This window comes from Comamonas sp. Tr-654, from assembly GCF_011752915.1.
In the GTDB taxonomy this organism is placed as follows: domain Bacteria; phylum Pseudomonadota; class Gammaproteobacteria; order Burkholderiales; family Burkholderiaceae_C; genus Comamonas.
The window spans coordinates 54682-69611 of record NZ_VWWQ01000009.1 but is presented as its reverse complement, the minus strand read 5'-3'; the positions used below and the strand labels follow the sequence as shown (position 1 = coordinate 69611).

Sequence of the window (14930 nt, the reverse complement as noted above, 5' to 3'; positions counted from 1 at the left end):
ACTCACAAGCAGCCCAAGGGCTGCTTTTTTCATGACCACACGCAACGAGCAGTGCTGCTCGCTCCAGGAGTTGCCCAAAAATAAAGCTCCCGAATAAGGAGCTTGCTGCGCTTTTTTGGTAAAGCTTACATAGTCAATTCATAGCAGGATCGTTGCAGACCATGCGCTAAAAGCTATGAGATTTGAATAACCCACCGTTTGCATCGAAAAAAACGCCTGGCTAACCGGCAAACCGCTGGCTGGCAAAAACGACTGCAGGCTGAACAGGCCCGACGAGTCGCCCCACGATGAAACTGAGCCATGCAGCGCTGGATACCCCACCAGAGTCCTGTGCTGCAAGCTGGGATGAATAGTAACATCAAATGAGAATCAATATCAATTAATTTTTGTTTTCCACAAAAAGAAATCTCCAAACACCTGTTTGCCGCCATTTCGCAACCGTTGGCACCTGCAGCCACGGCGCAGGCGGGTTTCAGCAACACTGCAGCACCAACCGCACCCGGTCAAAGCGACGTGCGCGCAGATCGTCGCGGCGCATCCACAGATAGACCTGGCCTTCATCGCCCCAGCCGATGCCGCCTTTTTCATCGCAGCCGATCTGCAGCAGCAAAAGCCACTGCGTTGCGGTATCGCGTACGGCCCGCGTGGCCTCGTCCGCGTAGGCATCGCCATTACCGCAGTAATGCCCCGCAGCCACCAGTGCGCATTCGGTCTGCATATCCCCCTGGACGGGCGTGGGCCAGCCGCCGATGCGATGGCAGCCGCTGTCCTCTCCACCGCTGCTGGCAGCGTTTTGTGCGTCATCGAACCACCACTCGACAAAGCGGTCACGCTGCTCTTCGTCAAGCTCCAGGCCCTGCGAACCCCACTGAGCGCTCTCCAGGGGCAAGGCCGTGACGCAGGCATGCAGTTCACAGGCCATAGGTGCGAGCTGGCAGCGGTCGGGCAGCTCCAGCAATGCAGGCGGCTGCTGGCGTCGCTCGAGCACAGCATCGCCTTCGGAGAAGATGAGCTTCAACGCACAGGCATCTGCAGGATTGAAACCCCAGGGCTGCTCCAGCAGGTCGTAGAAGACGGACAGCAGCCCGGACTCGGGAAAATCTGCATCCAGGGTCCCGGCGGAGCGAGCTTCGGCGAAGTTGATCTGCGCCACAAAGCTCAGCGGAAAAGTGCTTTCAAGTCTCGCGATGTGCTGCAAGGCCTCTTCGCGAAACAGCAGTACTTGCTCCGGCCTCGCCCATCGCCAGCGGCTGTCGGGAGCAACGCTGTCTTCGCGATGGGGCTTCACTCGCTGCTCATGGTCCGGATAGCGCCCTCGCTCGGGCCAGGCCACACCGGCAGGCAGGTCGGGACAGCCACCAAACTTGGTGCTGCCGGACGCAATCTCCGCTTCATCCTCCACCGCCGTGGTCTGCAGCCACACAGCCGGCCTGGCTTGCGCTGCGATTTGCTGCGCAAGTGCCGCATCTTCCAGCACCGGCTCAAGCGCACGGGCGATTTCCTGGGAATCTGCGTAATTCATCCATCCCTTTTCTGCCTGTCTTGAGGTCGTTCCCAGAGTTCTTCAGGGCGCCAACATCTGCGCCGGGCATTCGCTGCCCAGCACTTCACCGGCCCAGGGAGCCAGCTTGCTGGAGTCCGCGCGCAGCACCTCCTGCTTGACGGCCAGAATCTGCGCGGGGTGCATGGAAAAGCTGCGCAGGCCCAGGCCCAGCAGCAGCCGAGTCATGCTCAGGTCGCCCGCCATTTCGCCGCAGACGCAGACTTCTTTGCCTGCAGCATTGGCCGCTGCGATCACCTCGGCCACCAGACGCAGCACGGCAGGATGCATGGGGTCGTAGAGATGGGCCACGGTTTCGTCGGCCCGGTCGATGGCCAGCGTGTACTGGATCAGGTCGTTGGTGCCGATGGACAGGAAGTCGAAATACTGCAAAAAGCTGCGCACCGTCAGAGCGGCCGCCGGGATCTCGATCATGGCGCCCAGCTTTACCGGCCCGTAGGCGACGCCACGCACATCGAGCTCATGCTGCGCCTGGCGCAGCTGGGCCAGAGTCTGCTCGATCTCGCTGCGATGGGCCAGCATGGGAAACAGCAGCTTGATCTGCCCGTGCGCCGCCGCGCGCAGGATGGCGCGCAGCTGGGTGCGGAACATCACGGGGTCGGCCAGACTCCAGCGGATGGCGCGCAGGCCCAGCGCCGGGTTGAGGTAGTAGTCCTTGGGCTGGGCCTTGTCCAGCGGCTTGTCGGCCCCCACGTCCAGCGTGCGGATGGTGACCGGCATGCCCTGCATGCCGTCGATGGCCTCGCGATAAGCGCGGTACTGCTCCTCCTCACCGGGCAGATTGCCGCTGCGCCCCATGAACAGGAACTCGGTACGGAACAGCCCCACACCGACAGCGCCAGCCCGCACGGCCGCCGCCCCGTCGCTGGGCTGCTCGATATTGGCCAGCAACTCCACCTTCTGCCCGTCCATGGTCAGCGAAGGCGTGTAGCGCAGACGGGTCAGGCGCTCGCGCTCCAGCTCGGTCTGCCGCTGACGAAAGCCGTACTCAGCCAGGATGATGGGCGTGGGGTCCACGATGACCACGCCCTCGTTGCCGTCGATGATGACCCAGTCGTCCTGGCGGATCAGCTGGCTTGCGGCCCGCGCACCGACCACGGCCGGAATGTCCATGCTGCGCGCAACGATGGCGGTGTGGCTGGTCTTGCCGCCCACGGCGGTAATGAAGCCCGCAAAGACCTTGCTCTTGAACTGCAGCATGTCCGCCGGCGACAGATCCTGCGCCACCAGCACCAGCGGGGTTTCCGTGGCGCCTTCGAGCTGCAGTTGCTGCCCGCTGGCCGCCGGCGTGGTGCCTGTCGGTGCCAGCGGCGGTGCAGCCTGCGCAATCGGGCTGGCCGCGCCCTTCATATGGCGCAGAATGCGTTCCACCACCTGCTCCAGGTCGGCCTTGCGCTCGCGCAGGTATTCGTCGTCCATCTCGTCGAACTGGCGCGAGACGATCTCCAGTTGCGTGGTCAGCGCCCATTCGGCGTTGTAGAGACGCTCGGAGATCCAGTTGCGGATGGCCTCGGCCAGCGCCTGGTCCTGCAGCAGCATCAGGTGCACATCGAGCAGCGCATCCAGCTCGCCGGGCGCGTCCTTGGGCATTTCCTCCTGAAGCCGACGCAGCTCGTCAATCACCGCATTGCGTGCCGTGCGGGCACGCTGGATCTCCGACTCCACCTGATCGGGACGAATGAAGTAATGCACCACCTCCATGCGACTGGAGGCCACAACGACCGCGCGCCCAATGGCAATCCCTCGGGAAACGGCCAGGCCGTGGATGGCAAATGTCATAGCGAATGCCCTTTCGCGAATTTCGCGATTGCTTTTTGCTTGCTTCTTGCTCTTGTTTTTGCAGCAGCCAGCGCAGTTCTTCTCTGCGCCGCAGCACGAAAAACGCTTTATCTCATTGCCAGCAAGGCGCTCCTTGCTATCAAAGGAGCCAGCGCCCCAGCCGCCGCCTGCGCGCAGTCAAGCGACGACGCAGGCCGCGCCGCTGTTACTGGCCTTCACCAAACTTGTCGTTGATCAGGGCCACCAGCGCATCCATGGCTTCCTGCTCCTGCGCGCCATCGGTTTCCATCTCCAGCTCGGAGCCTATGCCCGCTGCCAGCATCATCACGCCCATGATGCTCTTGGCATTGACGCGGCGCTCGCCCTTGGTCAGCCAGACCTCGCAGGGGAAGCTGCCGGCGAGCTTGGTGAGCTTGGCCGATGCGCGGGCATGCAGGCCCAATTTATTGCTGATGGTGATATTGGTCTTGATCATTGGAAGGTCGTGCGCTTTGATTTTGTCGGGAACTGCCGGCCACCTGCATCACCCCCTGGCTGCCGCCCACCATGGCCCGTGAGACCAGGGCATCCAGCGGCTCGTGTCGATAGCCGATGGAGCGCAAAAGCATGGGCAGGTTCACCCCCGCCACCAGCCTGGCCTGCAACAGCCCGCTGAGACGCTGGGCCACATTGCAGGGCGTGGCGCCGAACAGGTCGGTCAGCACCAGGGTTGGAGCATCCAGCCCGCCATGCGCCACCAGCATGGCCAGGGCACGCTCCAGCGTGGCCTCGGGCGCCTCGTCGGAAGGCACGTCCAGAGCCAGCAAGTCGTCAGCGCTATCGGCAAACACATGCAGCGCGCATTCGCGCAATGCAGCGGCCAGAGGAGCGTGAGTGAGCAAAAGAATGCGCGTGGTCATGTAGTCACAGTTCTTGATAGCAAATTATGGCTTGTCGCCGCCGTCAACAAGGGCAATGAGGTGGATGAAGCGCAAGGGTCATGATCTGTATGCGGGCTTATTGCAGCTGCAGGCCCGAAAAAAACATCTCGGCCTCTGCAGGCATGGCCTTGTCAGCGTAAATCACTGCGTGGTAGAGCCTGGCTCCGCTGCCTTCCAGGCGAGCGAACCACAGTCCATGTCCCACCACCTTCTGCCCCCTGGGCCCCAGGCCCTCGAATGTGATGCGCAAGGACTGCGGCAGATTCAGCGCCCCCTTGGGCACCCACGGGCCATCGCCTTTGGCATTGAGCCTTGTCGCGACGCCGTCTGCCGACTTCAGCTGCGCCAGCACCGCCTGCTGCCAGAACGTCAGAGCCTCGGCCGCGCGGGCGGGCTCGGCCACGGCGAAATGCGATACCGCATAGGTCGCACCCTGGGCCTCGCAGCCCACCACCGACAGCGGCACCTGGCCCAGGCCCAGCTCGACAGGGCGGCTGGCCGTCTGCGCATCGCAGGGCAACAGCGCTTGCAGCGGCGCATCCTTGAGCTGGATGGTGCGCCAATTCAGCGCCAGGCTGCAAGCGGCCAGCAGTGCGCAGCTGACCAGCAGCGTCGCAGCCCAGAGTCCGGTTTTCTTCATGACCCATTATCGGCAGCAGCATGGGCCCGGCCTGTCACGCAAGCCTAGGGTTGACCCGTGGGTCAAGCAGTAAGAACTGAACTTTCGGCGCGTTTGGCACACCAAACCACAGATCAGCAAGGTGCTGAAGATTTGTGCACAATCAATCTCTATGGCAAGCAAACATTGGATCGCAGGCATTGTGGCGGCCGCCGTCATCGGCGTCGGGGCCTGGGTGTATTCGGGCGCAGGGCAGACCGCGGCGCCGCAATCCACATTTGTGCTGCTGGACGGCAGCCAGAAAACCACCGCCGACCTCAAGGGCAGGGTGACGCTGGTGAACTTCTGGGCCACCAGCTGCACCACCTGCGTGGCAGAGATGCCCGAGATCATCAGCACCTACCAGAAGTACCAGGGCAAGGGCTTTGACACCCTGGCCGTGGCCATGAGCTACGACCCGCCCAGCTATGTCGTGAACTTTGTCGAATCGCGCAAGCTGCCCTTCCAGGTCGCGCTGGACAACACCGGCAATGTGGCCAAGGCCTGGGGCGATGTGCAACTCACCCCCACCACCTTCCTCGTCAACAAACGCGGCGAGATCGTGAAGCGCTATATCGGAGCCCCCGACTTTGAGCAACTGCACAAGCTGATCGAGAAGCTGCTGGCCGAGCCTGCGAACGCCTGAGCTCATTCAAAAACATAGCTGGTAGCGCACGCTGTTGTTCGGTTTCAAGATGAAATAGAGCTGAAATCAGCTAGCAGCATGCGCAAGGCGCTCATAAAAAAACCGGCACCGCCGGTTTTTTTGCGTCTGCTTGATGCAAAGCAGTCTTGGCTTACTTATTGCGGAAGCTGTCGTGGCAGCTCTTGCAGCTATTGGCGGCCGGGCCGAAAGCCGTCTTGAGATTGTCCAGATTGCCGGTCTTGGCAGCAGCGTTGAGCTTGACGACTTCGGCTTCCATCTTGCCCGACAGGTCATGGAACTTGGCCTGCTCCTTCCACACCTCGGGCTTGGCCTTGCCGCCCTCTGTGCCGGCGCCGAAGCCGGCCCAGGGCAGCTTGGACATGAAGGCCACGACCTCGGCGCTTTCCTGCGCGCTCTTGGCATCGAAGGGCATCTTGCCGTTGGCCATGGCGCCCAGACGGCTGAAATGCGTGCCCAGCACGCTCAGCGCGCTCTGGCGGTATTTGATGGCATCTTCAGCCTTGGCGAACTGGGCCGAGGCAGGCAGGGCCACGGTGGCAACCACAGCAGCGAATGCCAGAGTGGAAAAAGCTTTCATCGGGGTATCCTTTCTTTGTTCTGCAGCTCACCACAGGCGGCTGCAGAACCAGTATGGCAGAGTCACCCAAAGGCCGCGATTTGGGCTTGCAGCCTTGCCAGGGCACAATGTCCGGGTCCATCAGCCATGAAAAAGCCATGACAGAGTCCGCCACACAAGCCGCCACGGAAATCCACAGAATACGGATCTGGGACCTGCCCACCCGCCTGTTTCACTGGCTGTTGGCAATCTGCATCGTGGCCCTGGTCGTCACCGCCAAGATGGGTGGCAATGCCATGAACTGGCACCTGATACTGGGACAGGTGGTGCTGGCCTTGCTGGTCTTTCGCATTCTCTGGGGCCTGGTCGGCGGGCACTGGTCGCGCTTCGGCAGCTTCATTACTTCCGCGGCCGCCATGAAACGCTATCTGAGCGGCGCGTCGACCACGCAGGACCGCGCAGGCCACAACCCATTGGGCTCGCTGTCGGTCATCGCAATGCTCGCCGTGCTGATGGCGCAGATCGCAAGCGGGCTGATGAGCGATGACGAAATTGCCTTCAGCGGCCCCCTCACGCGCTTTGTCTCGGGCGAGCTGATCTCCAAGGCCACCAACTACCATGCTCACTGGGGCCAGTACCTGATTTATGCACTGGTCGCACTGCATCTGCTGGCCCTCATCGGCTACAGCCTCAAGGGCAACAAGTTGGTGCCCGCCATGGTGACAGGCGACAAATGCCTGGCAGAACCGGTCACCGCGAGCCGCGACACCGCCGCCACCCGCACGCTGGCTGCGCTGCTGGCCGTGGTGGCAAGCGCACTGTCCTGGTGGATCCATCAACTGGGCCAGGGAGCTGCTTTCTGAGTTCTGACGATGCAGCCTGCGCTTTAACCATGAAGCGCACTTGCCGCTACACTGACCCTTCTTTCATCATCGCCTAGTTGCCGTGGACAAGCCCGCCGTGGACTTGCTGACGCCCAGCCTGGAGGAAATGGGTGCTGTGCGCCAGATCTTCCAGGAGTATGCGGACAGCCTGAACATCGACCTGGAATTTCAAGGATTCGAATCCGAAATCGCCGATCTTCCCGGCGACTATGCCCAGCCCCGCGGCCAGATACTGCTGGCCCATGTGGACGGCACCCTCGCCGGCTGCTGCGCGCTGCGCCCACTCGATGACTGCGACTATCCCAATGCGGCCGAAATGAAGCGCCTGTATGTGCGCAAGCCCTTTCGCGGCTTCGGCCTGGGCCGCCAGCTGGCCGAGGCCATGTTGGACGTGGCACGCCAGAGCGGCTACGACCATGTGCTGCTCGACACGCTGGACGACATGGAATCCGCCCGCGCGCTGTATGTGGATCTGGGCTTTGCGTCCATCGAGCCCTACTATCACAACCCGCTTCCAGGCGCGCACTACCTCAAGGCCGATCTGTTCTGAGCCCGGATGCAAAAAAGGCATTGCCAGTCTGGCAATGCCTTTTTTCTATGGTGACGCGCCAAGCCGCCTTGCGGCGAGAACATCATTCCCGCGCGCAGCGACCTGGTACTGCACCCATCAGGCCTTGGCCTGAGCCAGCATGGTGGCGGCGTCGCTGACTTCAAACTTGCCGGGAGCTTCCACGTTCAGGGTCGCAACCTTGCCGTCCTTGACCAGCATGGAGAAGCGATTGGCGCGCAGACCCAGGCCCTTGCCGTTCAGGTCCAGCGTCAGGCCCGTGGCCTTGGCAAATGCCGCATCGCCGTCAGCAATCATGCGCACCTTGCCAGCCACCTTCTGGTCGCGGCCCCAGGCACCCATCACGAAAGCGTCGTTCACGGACAGGCACCAGATTTCGTCCACGCCGGCAGCCTTGAGCTCTTCAGCCTGGGCCACATAGCCTGGCAGGTGCTTTTCGGAGCAGGTGGGCGTGAAAGCGCCGGGCACGGCAAACACGGCAACGGTCTTGCCGGCCAGAGCTTCGGGCAGCTTCACGGGGTTGGGGCCGAGGCTGCAGCCATTGCCTTCCACTTCCACATATTCCATCAAGGTCACTGCGGGCAGGGCATCACCAACTTTAATCATGACTATCTCCTTTGTTGCAAAGCAAGGACCGCGTTCTTGGCGGCCCAAATAAAAAAACGACCCACAACATTGTGGGTCGTTTTCAAGGGCTTTGCAGCCGGTGGGCCTGGTTAGGCTTACACCAGGGCAGCCTTTTGAACCAAGCGGGTAGCAACCCAGTTCTTGGTCTTGGAGAGAGGACGGCTCTCGGTGATTTCAACCACGTCACCCAGCTTGTACTCACCTTGCTCGTCGTGAGCGTGGTACTTGCTCGACTTGATCATGATCTTGTCGTAGATGGGGTGCTTGACGCGGCGTTCCACCAGAACGGTCACAGTCTTGGCACGCTTGTCGCTGACCACCTTGCCAATCAAGGTGCGCTTGAGGGATGTTTTAGCTTCCGTCATGTCGGCTCCTTACTTGGCGGCTTGCTTTTCAGCAAGGATGGTCTTGGCACGAGCGATGTCACGGCGTGTAGCCTTGATGGTCGCAGTGTTGCCCAGTTGTTGCGTGGCCTTTTGCATGCGCAGACCGAAGTGAGCCTTTTGCAGGGACTTCACTTCAGCTTCCAGACCAGCCACGTCTTTTTGGCGGAGTTCAGCAGATTTCGTCATGTTGATCTCCTTAAGCACCAATGTGACGGGACACGAAGGTCGTGCGCAGAGGCAGCTTTGCAGCAGCCAGGCGGAACGCTTCACGGGCCAGCTCTTCAGGCACACCCACGATTTCGTAGATCACCTTGCCGGGCTGGATTTCGGCCACGTAGTACTCGGGGTTGCCCTTACCGTTACCCATACGCACTTCGGCGGGCTTGGTAGAGATGGGCTTGTCCGGGAACACGCGGATCCAGATACGACCACCACGCTTGACGTGACGGGAAATTGCACGACGTGCAGCTTCGATCTGGCGTGCGGTCAGACGACCACGGTCAGTAGACTTCAAACCGAAATCGCCGAAGGCAACGGAGTTGCCACGGGTAGCGATGCCGGTGTTGCGGCCTTTTTGTTCCTTACGGAACTTGCGGCGTGCAGGTTGCAGCATGTTTATTCTCCTTTACCGTCCGCTGCTGTAGCGGGCGCGTCGGCCTTACGAACGCGCTTAACGGAATCAGCACCAGCGCCAGCAGGCTTGTCGCTGCCATCGGCAGGAGCGGCATTGGTGCCTGCGGGACGACGGCCACCACGGCCAGCGCCATCACGGCCATCACGGCGACCGTCACGACGGGGACCACGGGGACGACGCTCGTCTTCAGGACGGGGCGTTTCCACGGCGGGCAGATCGTTACGGCCCAGGGTGTCACCCTTGTAGACCCAGACCTTCACGCCGATGATGCCGTAAGTCGTCTTGGCTTCGGAGAAGCCGTAGTCGATGTCGGCACGCAGAGTGTGCAGAGGCACGCGGCCTTCGCGGTACCACTCGGTACGAGCGATTTCGATACCGTTCAGACGACCGGAAGACATGATCTTGATGCCTTGAGCACCCAGACGCATGGCGTTCTGCATGGCACGCTTCATGGCGCGGCGGAACATGATGCGCTTTTCCAGCTGTTGGCAGATGGAGTCAGCGATCAGCTTGGCATCGATTTCGGGCTTGCGCACTTCTTCGATGTTCACAGCCACGGGCACGCCCAGGCGAGCAGCGAGTTCCTTCTTCAGGGCCTCGATGTCTTCACCCTTCTTGCCGATCACCACGCCCGGACGAGCCGAGAAAATGGTGATGCGGGCGTTCTTGGCAGGACGCTCGATCAGAACGCGAGCCACAGCGGCGTTCTTCAGCTTGGCCTTCAGGTACTCGCGCACCTTGATGTCTTCGGCCAGCATGCCGGCGAAGTCACGGTTGCTAGCGTACCAGCGGCTTGCCCAGTTGCGGCTCACCGCCAGACGGAAGCCGGTAGGATGGATTTTCTGTCCCATATTCTTCCTTAAGGCCTCAGTTACCCACTGTCACATAGATGTGGCAGGTAGGCTTGCTGATGCGGTTGCCGCGGCCCTTGGCGCGAGCAGTGAAACGCTTGAGCGTAGTGCCTTGCTCGACGTAGATGGTCTTGACCTTCAGTTCGTCGATATCGGCGCCGTCGTTGTGCTCAGCGTTGGCGATAGCGGATTCCAGAACCTTCTTCACGATCACAGCAGCTTTTTTCTGTGTGAACTGGAGAATGTTCAGAGCTTGATCCACCTTCTTGCCGCGGATCAGATCCGCGACCAGGCGACCCTTGTCCACAGACAGGCGGACGCCACGGAGAACAGCACGTGTTTCAGACATGTTCTATTCCTTACTTCTTGGCTTTCTTGTCCGCAGGGTGACCCTTGAAGGTACGAGTCAGCGCGAATTCACCCAGCTTGTGGCCAACCATCTGGTCAGTCACATAAACCGGCACGTGTTGCTTGCCGTTGTGCACGGCGATGGTCAGACCGATGAACTCGGGCAGGACCATGGAGCGACGCGACCAGGTCTTCACTGGCTTCTTGTCCTTGGTGGCGATGGCCTTTTCGACCTTAGCCAGCAAGTGATGGTCAACAAACGGACCCTTTTTAAGAGAACGAGTCATTTGCTACCCCTTACTTCTTACGGCGCGACACGATCATTGTCTGTGTGCGCTTGTTGTTACGGGTGCGGTAGCCCTTCGTCAGATTGCCCCATGGGTCAACTGGGTGACGGCCTTCACCGGTCTTACCTTCACCACCACCGTGCGGGTGGTCGACAGGGTTCATGACCGTACCGCGGACGGTAGGACGAATACCCATCCAACGCTTCACACCGGCCTTGCCCAGACGGCGCAGGCTGTGTTCTTCGTTGGCAACTTCACCGATGGTGGCGCGGCACTCGATGTGCACCTTGCGGACTTCGCCCGAACGCATACGCACTTGAGCGTAGATGCCTTCGCGAGCCAGCAGAGTGGCGGAGGTACCAGCCGAGCGAGCGATCTGAGCACCGGCACCGATCTTCAGTTCGATGCAGTGGATGGTCGAGCCCACGGGGATGTTGCGGATAGGCAGGGTGTTGCCCACGCGGATAGGAGCTTCGGAGCCGCTGATGATGGTAGCGCCGACTTCCAGGTTGCGAGGAGCAATGACGTAGCGACGCTCGCCGTCTGCATAGCACACCAGAGCGATGTGGGCAGTACGGTTGGGATCGTATTCAATGCGCTCAACCTTGGCGGGGATACCGTCCTTGTTGCGCTTGAAGTCCACCACACGGTAGTGGTGCTTGTGACCACCGCCCTTGTGGCGAGTTGTGATGTGACCGTTGTTATTACGACCGGCCTTCTGGAATTGAGCTTCCAGCAGGGGGGCAAAGCCCTCACCCTTGTGCAGGTGGTCGCGAGTAACCTTCACCGCGCCGCGTTGGCCGGGGGTCGTAGGTTTGAGCTTGATAACAGCCATGATTACGCAGCCTCCCCGGACAGGTTCAGCTCTTGACCGGGCTTGAGCATCACGTAAGCCTTGCGCACATTGTCGCGACGGCCAACGGTCTTGCCAAAGCGCTTGGTCTTGCCCTTGGTGTTCACCACAGACACGCCAGCCACTTCAACCTTGAACATCAATTCCACAGCGGCCTTGATTTCGGGCTTGGTAGCGTTCTGCAGCACCTTGAATGTCACAGCATTGGACTTTTCAGCAACCAGAGTGGCCTTTTCGGACACGATGGGAGCGACCAGCACTTGCATCAGACGACCTTCGTCAAACTTGGTAGTGCTCATGCGAACATCTCCTTGAGTTTGTCGATCGCACCCTTGGTGACGAGCACTTTCTTGTAGTGCACCAGCGACACGGGGTCTGCATAGCGCGGCTCAACCACGAACACGTTCTTCAGATTGCGGGATGCCAGGTACAGGTTCTCGTCGATTTCTTCAGCGATCACCATCACCGACGAAGACAGGTTCATAGCCTTGAACTTGTCTGCCAGCACCTTGGTCTTGGGGGTATCCAGCGTCAGGGATTCCACAACTGCCAGACGGCCTTCGCGGGCCAGCTGAGACAGGATGGAAGCCATACCGGCGCGGTACATCTTCTTGTTGATCTTCTGCGAGAAGTTTTCTTCGGGCAGATTCGGGAAGATGCGACCGCCGCCACGCCACAGAGGCGAGGAGGACATACCAGCACGTGCACGGCCTGTACCCTTTTGCTTGAAAGGCTTGGCAGTGGTGTGACGCACTTGTTCACGGTCCTTCTGGGCGCGAGTGCCTTGACGTGCGTTGGCACGGTAGGCAGTCACCAGCTGGTGGACCAGATCTTCGTTGAATTCACGACCGAACACAGTCTCGGGAGCTTCCACCTTGGAAGCGGCCTGGCCTTGTTCATTCAGGAGTTCGAGCTGCATTAGTTCGCTCCTTTGGAAGCTTTAGCCTTGATCGCGGGGCGCACGGAAACGAAGCCACCCTTGGCGCCAGGAATGGCACCCTTGATCAACAGCAGTTGGCGTGCTTCGTCGATACGAACCACGTCGAGGTTTTGAGTAGTGACGGTTTCGTCGCCCATGTGGCCAGTCATACGCTTACCGGGGAACACGCGACCGGGGTCTTGTGCCATACCGATAGAACCGGGAACATTGTGCGAACGGCTGTTACCGTGCGAAGCGCGCTGCGAACTGAAGTTGTGGCGCTTGATCGTGCCGGCGTAGCCCTTACCGATGGAAGTGCCTTGCACGTCCACCTTCTGGCCGACGCTGAACAGCTCTGCCACAGGCAGAACAGCACCAGCGGCATACTTGCCAGCGGTTTCATCGGTCACGCGGAATTCACGGGTCACTTCACCGGCTTCGACACCCGCCTTGGCGAGGTGGCCGGCTTGAGGCTTGGTCACGCGAGAAGCCTTGCGTGCACCGAAAGTGACCTGCAGGGCCACATAGCCATCGTTCTCTTGGGTTTTGACCTGAGTCACGCGGTTGTTAGAAACATCCACCACTGTGACAGGCACTGCGTCCCCATCATCAGTGAACAGACGCATCATGCCCACCTTGCGACCCAGCAACCCCAGGGAGTTGCTCAGACTCATTTGTTTGCTCCAAAACTTTTGCCGCTGAAACTGCAATTGGCCCAGCGTTGCGCCTCGGCATTCATGCCTGGCACACAAAAGAAGGTTAATAAAACTTCGCATCAAAGGCGAAGCTCCAAATTTTAACGCGAACTGCTTTTTCAAGCAAGTTCGCGTTAAACAAAGACCCTTAAAAGCCTCTTGCGAGGCTTCCAAAACTCTTATTGCAGTTTGATCTCGACGTCCACACCTGCGGGCAGGTCCAGCTTCATCAGAGCGTCAACAGTCTTGTCAGTCGGATCCACGATGTCCATCAGACGCTGGTGCGTACGGATTTCGAACTGGTCACGACTGGTCTTGTTGACGTGAGGCGAACGCAGGATGTCGAAGCGCTTCATGCGTGTCGGCAGGGGCACGGGACCCTTGACGATGGCGCCGGTGCGCTTGGCGGTATCAACGATTTCGGCTGCAGACTGGTCGATCAGCTTGTAATCGAAAGCCTTCAGACGGATGCGGATTTTTTGCTTAGACATTGTTAATTCCTAGCTTTTCTAAGAATTAGGCAATGATCGTGGCAACCACACCGGCACCCACAGTACGACCACCTTCGCGGATAGCGAAACGCAGACCTTCTTCCATGGCGATGGGGGCGATCAGCTTCACGGTGATCGACACGTTGTCGCCAGGCATCACCATTTCCTTGCCTTCGGGCAGTTCGATGGAGCCGGTCACGTCAGTGGTACGGAAGTAGAACTGGGGACGGTAGTTGTTGAAGAAGGGAGTGTGGCGACCGCCTTCGTCCTTTGACAGCACGTAAACTTCAGCAGTGAAGTTGGTGTGGGGCTTGATGGAGCCGGGCTTGCACAGCACTTGGCCGCGTTCCACGTCTTCACGCTTGGTGCCGCGCAGCAGCAGACCCACGTTGTCGCCAGCTTGACCTTGGTCCAGCAGCTTGCGGAACATTTCCACGCCAGTGACGGTGGTCTTGACGGTGTCCTTGATACCGACGATTTCGATTTCTTCGCCGACCTTGATGATGCCGCGCTCGATACGGCCAGTCACCACGGTACCGCGACCGGAGATGGAGAACACGTCTTCCACGGGCATCACGAAGGCGCCGTCAACAGCACGCTCGGGAGTGGGGATGTAGGTGTCCAGAGCTTCGGCCAGACGCAGGATAGCGGGTTCACCCTTGTCGGATTGGTCGCCTTCCAGAGCCAGCTTGGCAGAGCCGCGGATGATGGGGGTGTCGTCGCCGGGGAAGTCGTACTTGGACAGCAGCTCGCGCACTTCCATTTCGACCAGTTCCAGCAGTTCTTCGTCGTCCACCATGTCGGCCTTGTTCAGGAACACGATGATGTAGGGCACGCCCACCTGACGCGACAGCAGGATGTGCTCGCGAGTCTGGGGCATGGGGCCGTCAGCAGCGGAGCAAACCAGGATAGCGCCGTCCATCTGAGCGGCACCGGTGATCATGTTCTTCACATAGTCAGCGTGGCCGGGGCAGTCCACGTGAGCGTAGTGGCGGTTGGCAGTTTCGTATTCAACGTGCGAAGTGTTGATCGTGATGCCACGAGCCTTTTCTTCGGGAGCGTTGTCGATCTGCGAGTAGTCCTTGGCTTCACCGCCGAAGTGCTTGGACAGCACGGTAGCGATAGCAGCAGTCAGGGTGGTCTTGCCGTGGTCAACGTGACCGATGGTGCCCACGTTCACGTGGGGCTTGGTACGTTCGAATTTTTCTTTTGCCATGATTTCTCCGAAAGAGCAAAAACCTGTGTG

22 protein-coding genes are annotated in these 14930 nt (G+C 60.1%); 3 read left to right on the top strand and 19 right to left on the bottom strand.

The window, feature by feature from the left end:
- Positions 1–472: 472 nt before the first annotated feature.
- The 5 genes from F3J24_RS22770 to F3J24_RS22750 all read right to left on the bottom strand — a co-directional run bounded on the left by F3J24_RS22770 (position 473) and on the right by F3J24_RS22750 (position 4900).
- Positions 473–1522: a YwqG family protein gene (locus tag F3J24_RS22770; protein WP_167010910.1), complete on the bottom strand. Its 1050-nt coding sequence runs from the start codon at positions 1520–1522 to the stop codon at positions 473–475.
- 42 nt (positions 1523–1564) lie between these two features.
- Positions 1565–3340, bottom strand: coding sequence for a phosphoenolpyruvate--protein phosphotransferase (gene ptsP, locus F3J24_RS22765; protein ID WP_167010908.1), 1776 nt, complete (start codon positions 3338–3340; stop codon positions 1565–1567).
- Positions 3341–3545: 205 nt separating this feature from the next.
- The gene (locus F3J24_RS22760) at positions 3546–3815 is read right to left on the bottom strand and encodes an HPr family phosphocarrier protein (protein ID WP_003059390.1); all 270 of its coding nucleotides are present in this window, start codon (positions 3813–3815) and stop codon (positions 3546–3548) included.
- Positions 3784–4239: a PTS sugar transporter subunit IIA gene (locus tag F3J24_RS22755; protein WP_043003828.1), complete on the bottom strand. Its 456-nt coding sequence runs from the start codon at positions 4237–4239 to the stop codon at positions 3784–3786. The genes F3J24_RS22760 and F3J24_RS22755 overlap by 32 nt, the downstream gene beginning before the upstream one ends.
- 97 nt (positions 4240–4336) lie before the next feature.
- Complete coding sequence (locus tag F3J24_RS22750; protein WP_167010906.1) at positions 4337–4900, bottom strand: hypothetical protein; 564 nt, start codon at positions 4898–4900, stop codon at positions 4337–4339.
- Positions 4901–5051: 151 nt separating this feature from the next.
- On the opposite strand from F3J24_RS22750, the gene F3J24_RS22745 reads away from it, so the two are divergent.
- A complete protein-coding gene (locus F3J24_RS22745; RefSeq protein WP_167010904.1) occupies positions 5052–5564 on the top strand; it encodes a TlpA disulfide reductase family protein in 513 nt (170 codons plus the stop codon).
- A 151-nt stretch (positions 5565–5715) separates the two neighbouring features.
- Here the strand turns inward: F3J24_RS22745 and F3J24_RS22740 are convergent, their stop codons facing one another.
- Positions 5716–6162, bottom strand: coding sequence for a cytochrome c (locus tag F3J24_RS22740; RefSeq protein WP_003081732.1), 447 nt, complete (start codon positions 6160–6162; stop codon positions 5716–5718).
- A gap of 137 nt (positions 6163–6299) precedes the next feature.
- Between F3J24_RS22740 and F3J24_RS22735 the strand changes: the two genes are divergently transcribed.
- On the top strand, positions 6300–7004 hold the full coding sequence (locus F3J24_RS22735) for a cytochrome b/b6 domain-containing protein (protein ID WP_167010902.1): 705 nt from the start codon (positions 6300–6302) through the stop codon (positions 7002–7004).
- An 82-nt stretch (positions 7005–7086) separates the two neighbouring features.
- Positions 7087–7575, top strand: coding sequence for a GNAT family N-acetyltransferase (locus tag F3J24_RS22730; RefSeq protein ID WP_167010900.1), 489 nt, complete (start codon positions 7087–7089; stop codon positions 7573–7575).
- Between the two features lie 117 nt (positions 7576–7692).
- On the opposite strand, the gene F3J24_RS22725 is transcribed toward F3J24_RS22730, so the two are convergent.
- The 13 genes from F3J24_RS22725 to tuf all read right to left on the bottom strand — a co-directional run bounded on the left by F3J24_RS22725 (position 7693) and on the right by tuf (position 14900).
- On the bottom strand, positions 7693–8199 hold the full coding sequence (locus F3J24_RS22725; RefSeq protein WP_167010898.1) for a peroxiredoxin: 507 nt from the start codon (positions 8197–8199) through the stop codon (positions 7693–7695).
- Positions 8200–8315: 116 nt separating this feature from the next.
- Positions 8316–8585 carry a 30S ribosomal protein S17 gene (gene rpsQ / locus F3J24_RS22720; protein ID WP_003059401.1) on the bottom strand — a complete coding sequence of 90 codons (270 nt, stop codon included), beginning with the start codon at positions 8583–8585 and terminating at the stop codon, positions 8316–8318.
- A gap of 9 nt (positions 8586–8594) precedes the next feature.
- Entirely contained in the window at positions 8595–8792 is a 198-nt protein-coding gene (gene rpmC / locus F3J24_RS22715; protein ID WP_003059403.1) for a 50S ribosomal protein L29, read from the bottom strand.
- A gap of 10 nt (positions 8793–8802) precedes the next feature.
- Positions 8803–9219, bottom strand: a complete 417-nt coding sequence (rplP, locus tag F3J24_RS22710; protein WP_003059405.1) for a 50S ribosomal protein L16 — start codon at positions 9217–9219, stop codon at positions 8803–8805.
- A gap of 2 nt (positions 9220–9221) precedes the next feature.
- The gene (gene rpsC, locus F3J24_RS22705) at positions 9222–10091 is read right to left on the bottom strand and encodes a 30S ribosomal protein S3 (protein WP_003059406.1); all 870 of its coding nucleotides are present in this window, start codon (positions 10089–10091) and stop codon (positions 9222–9224) included.
- A gap of 16 nt (positions 10092–10107) precedes the next feature.
- On the bottom strand, positions 10108–10440 hold the full coding sequence (gene rplV, locus F3J24_RS22700) for a 50S ribosomal protein L22 (RefSeq protein WP_003059408.1): 333 nt from the start codon (positions 10438–10440) through the stop codon (positions 10108–10110).
- Positions 10441–10450: 10 nt separating this feature from the next.
- The gene (rpsS, locus tag F3J24_RS22695; RefSeq protein WP_003059413.1) at positions 10451–10726 is read right to left on the bottom strand and encodes a 30S ribosomal protein S19; all 276 of its coding nucleotides are present in this window, start codon (positions 10724–10726) and stop codon (positions 10451–10453) included.
- Between the two features lie 10 nt (positions 10727–10736).
- Positions 10737–11561 (bottom strand): 50S ribosomal protein L2, encoded by an 825-nt coding sequence (gene rplB / locus F3J24_RS22690; protein WP_003059414.1) that lies wholly within the window; start codon positions 11559–11561, stop codon positions 10737–10739.
- A gap of 2 nt (positions 11562–11563) precedes the next feature.
- Positions 11564–11878, bottom strand: coding sequence for a 50S ribosomal protein L23 (rplW, locus tag F3J24_RS22685; RefSeq protein ID WP_003059415.1), 315 nt, complete (start codon positions 11876–11878; stop codon positions 11564–11566).
- The gene (gene rplD / locus F3J24_RS22680) at positions 11875–12498 is read right to left on the bottom strand and encodes a 50S ribosomal protein L4 (RefSeq protein WP_003065421.1); all 624 of its coding nucleotides are present in this window, start codon (positions 12496–12498) and stop codon (positions 11875–11877) included. The genes rplW and rplD overlap by 4 nt, the downstream gene beginning before the upstream one ends.
- On the bottom strand, positions 12498–13172 hold the full coding sequence (gene rplC / locus F3J24_RS22675) for a 50S ribosomal protein L3 (RefSeq protein WP_003059417.1): 675 nt from the start codon (positions 13170–13172) through the stop codon (positions 12498–12500). Before rplC ends, rplD begins: the two co-directional genes overlap by 1 nt.
- Positions 13173–13372: 200 nt before the next feature.
- Positions 13373–13684, bottom strand: coding sequence for a 30S ribosomal protein S10 (gene rpsJ, locus F3J24_RS22670; RefSeq protein ID WP_003059431.1), 312 nt, complete (start codon positions 13682–13684; stop codon positions 13373–13375).
- Positions 13685–13709: 25 nt separating this feature from the next.
- Positions 13710–14900: an elongation factor Tu gene (tuf, locus tag F3J24_RS22665; RefSeq protein ID WP_167010895.1), complete on the bottom strand. Its 1191-nt coding sequence runs from the start codon at positions 14898–14900 to the stop codon at positions 13710–13712.
- Positions 14901–14930: the final 30 nt, after the last annotated feature.

Bases quoted from the DNA above. Each gene is read 5' to 3' on its own strand.
- F3J24_RS22770 (WP_167010910.1), bottom strand. From the start codon at position 1,522: ATGAATTACGCAGATTCCCAGGAAATCGCCCGTGCGCTTGAGCCGGTG.
- ptsP (WP_167010908.1), bottom strand. From the start codon at position 3,340: ATGACATTTGCCATCCACGGCCTGGCCGTTTCCCGAGGGATTGCCATT.
- F3J24_RS22760 (WP_003059390.1), bottom strand. From the start codon at position 3,815: ATGATCAAGACCAATATCACCATCAGCAATAAATTGGGCCTGCATGCC.
- F3J24_RS22755 (WP_043003828.1), bottom strand. From the start codon at position 4,239: ATGACCACGCGCATTCTTTTGCTCACTCACGCTCCTCTGGCCGCTGCA.
- F3J24_RS22750 (WP_167010906.1), bottom strand. From the start codon at position 4,900: ATGAAGAAAACCGGACTCTGGGCTGCGACGCTGCTGGTCAGCTGCGCA.
- F3J24_RS22745 (WP_167010904.1), top strand. From the start codon at position 5,052: ATGGCAAGCAAACATTGGATCGCAGGCATTGTGGCGGCCGCCGTCATC.
- F3J24_RS22740 (WP_003081732.1), bottom strand. From the start codon at position 6,162: ATGAAAGCTTTTTCCACTCTGGCATTCGCTGCTGTGGTTGCCACCGTG.
- F3J24_RS22735 (WP_167010902.1), top strand. From the start codon at position 6,300: ATGACAGAGTCCGCCACACAAGCCGCCACGGAAATCCACAGAATACGG.
- F3J24_RS22725 (WP_167010898.1), bottom strand. From the start codon at position 8,199: ATGATTAAAGTTGGTGATGCCCTGCCCGCAGTGACCTTGATGGAATAT.
- rpsQ (WP_003059401.1), bottom strand. From the start codon at position 8,585: ATGACGGAAGCTAAAACATCCCTCAAGCGCACCTTGATTGGCAAGGTG.
- rpmC (WP_003059403.1), bottom strand. From the start codon at position 8,792: ATGACGAAATCTGCTGAACTCCGCCAAAAAGACGTGGCTGGTCTGGAA.
- rplP (WP_003059405.1), bottom strand. From the start codon at position 9,219: ATGCTGCAACCTGCACGCCGCAAGTTCCGTAAGGAACAAAAAGGCCGC.
- rpsC (WP_003059406.1), bottom strand. From the start codon at position 10,091: ATGGGACAGAAAATCCATCCTACCGGCTTCCGTCTGGCGGTGAGCCGC.
- rplV (WP_003059408.1), bottom strand. From the start codon at position 10,440: ATGTCTGAAACACGTGCTGTTCTCCGTGGCGTCCGCCTGTCTGTGGAC.
- rpsS (WP_003059413.1), bottom strand. From the start codon at position 10,726: ATGACTCGTTCTCTTAAAAAGGGTCCGTTTGTTGACCATCACTTGCTG.
- rplB (WP_003059414.1), bottom strand. From the start codon at position 11,561: ATGGCTGTTATCAAGCTCAAACCTACGACCCCCGGCCAACGCGGCGCG.
- rplW (WP_003059415.1), bottom strand. From the start codon at position 11,878: ATGAGCACTACCAAGTTTGACGAAGGTCGTCTGATGCAAGTGCTGGTC.
- rplD (WP_003065421.1), bottom strand. From the start codon at position 12,498: ATGCAGCTCGAACTCCTGAATGAACAAGGCCAGGCCGCTTCCAAGGTG.
- rplC (WP_003059417.1), bottom strand. From the start codon at position 13,172: ATGAGTCTGAGCAACTCCCTGGGGTTGCTGGGTCGCAAGGTGGGCATG.
- rpsJ (WP_003059431.1), bottom strand. From the start codon at position 13,684: ATGTCTAAGCAAAAAATCCGCATCCGTCTGAAGGCTTTCGATTACAAG.
- tuf (WP_167010895.1), bottom strand. From the start codon at position 14,900: ATGGCAAAAGAAAAATTCGAACGTACCAAGCCCCACGTGAACGTGGGC.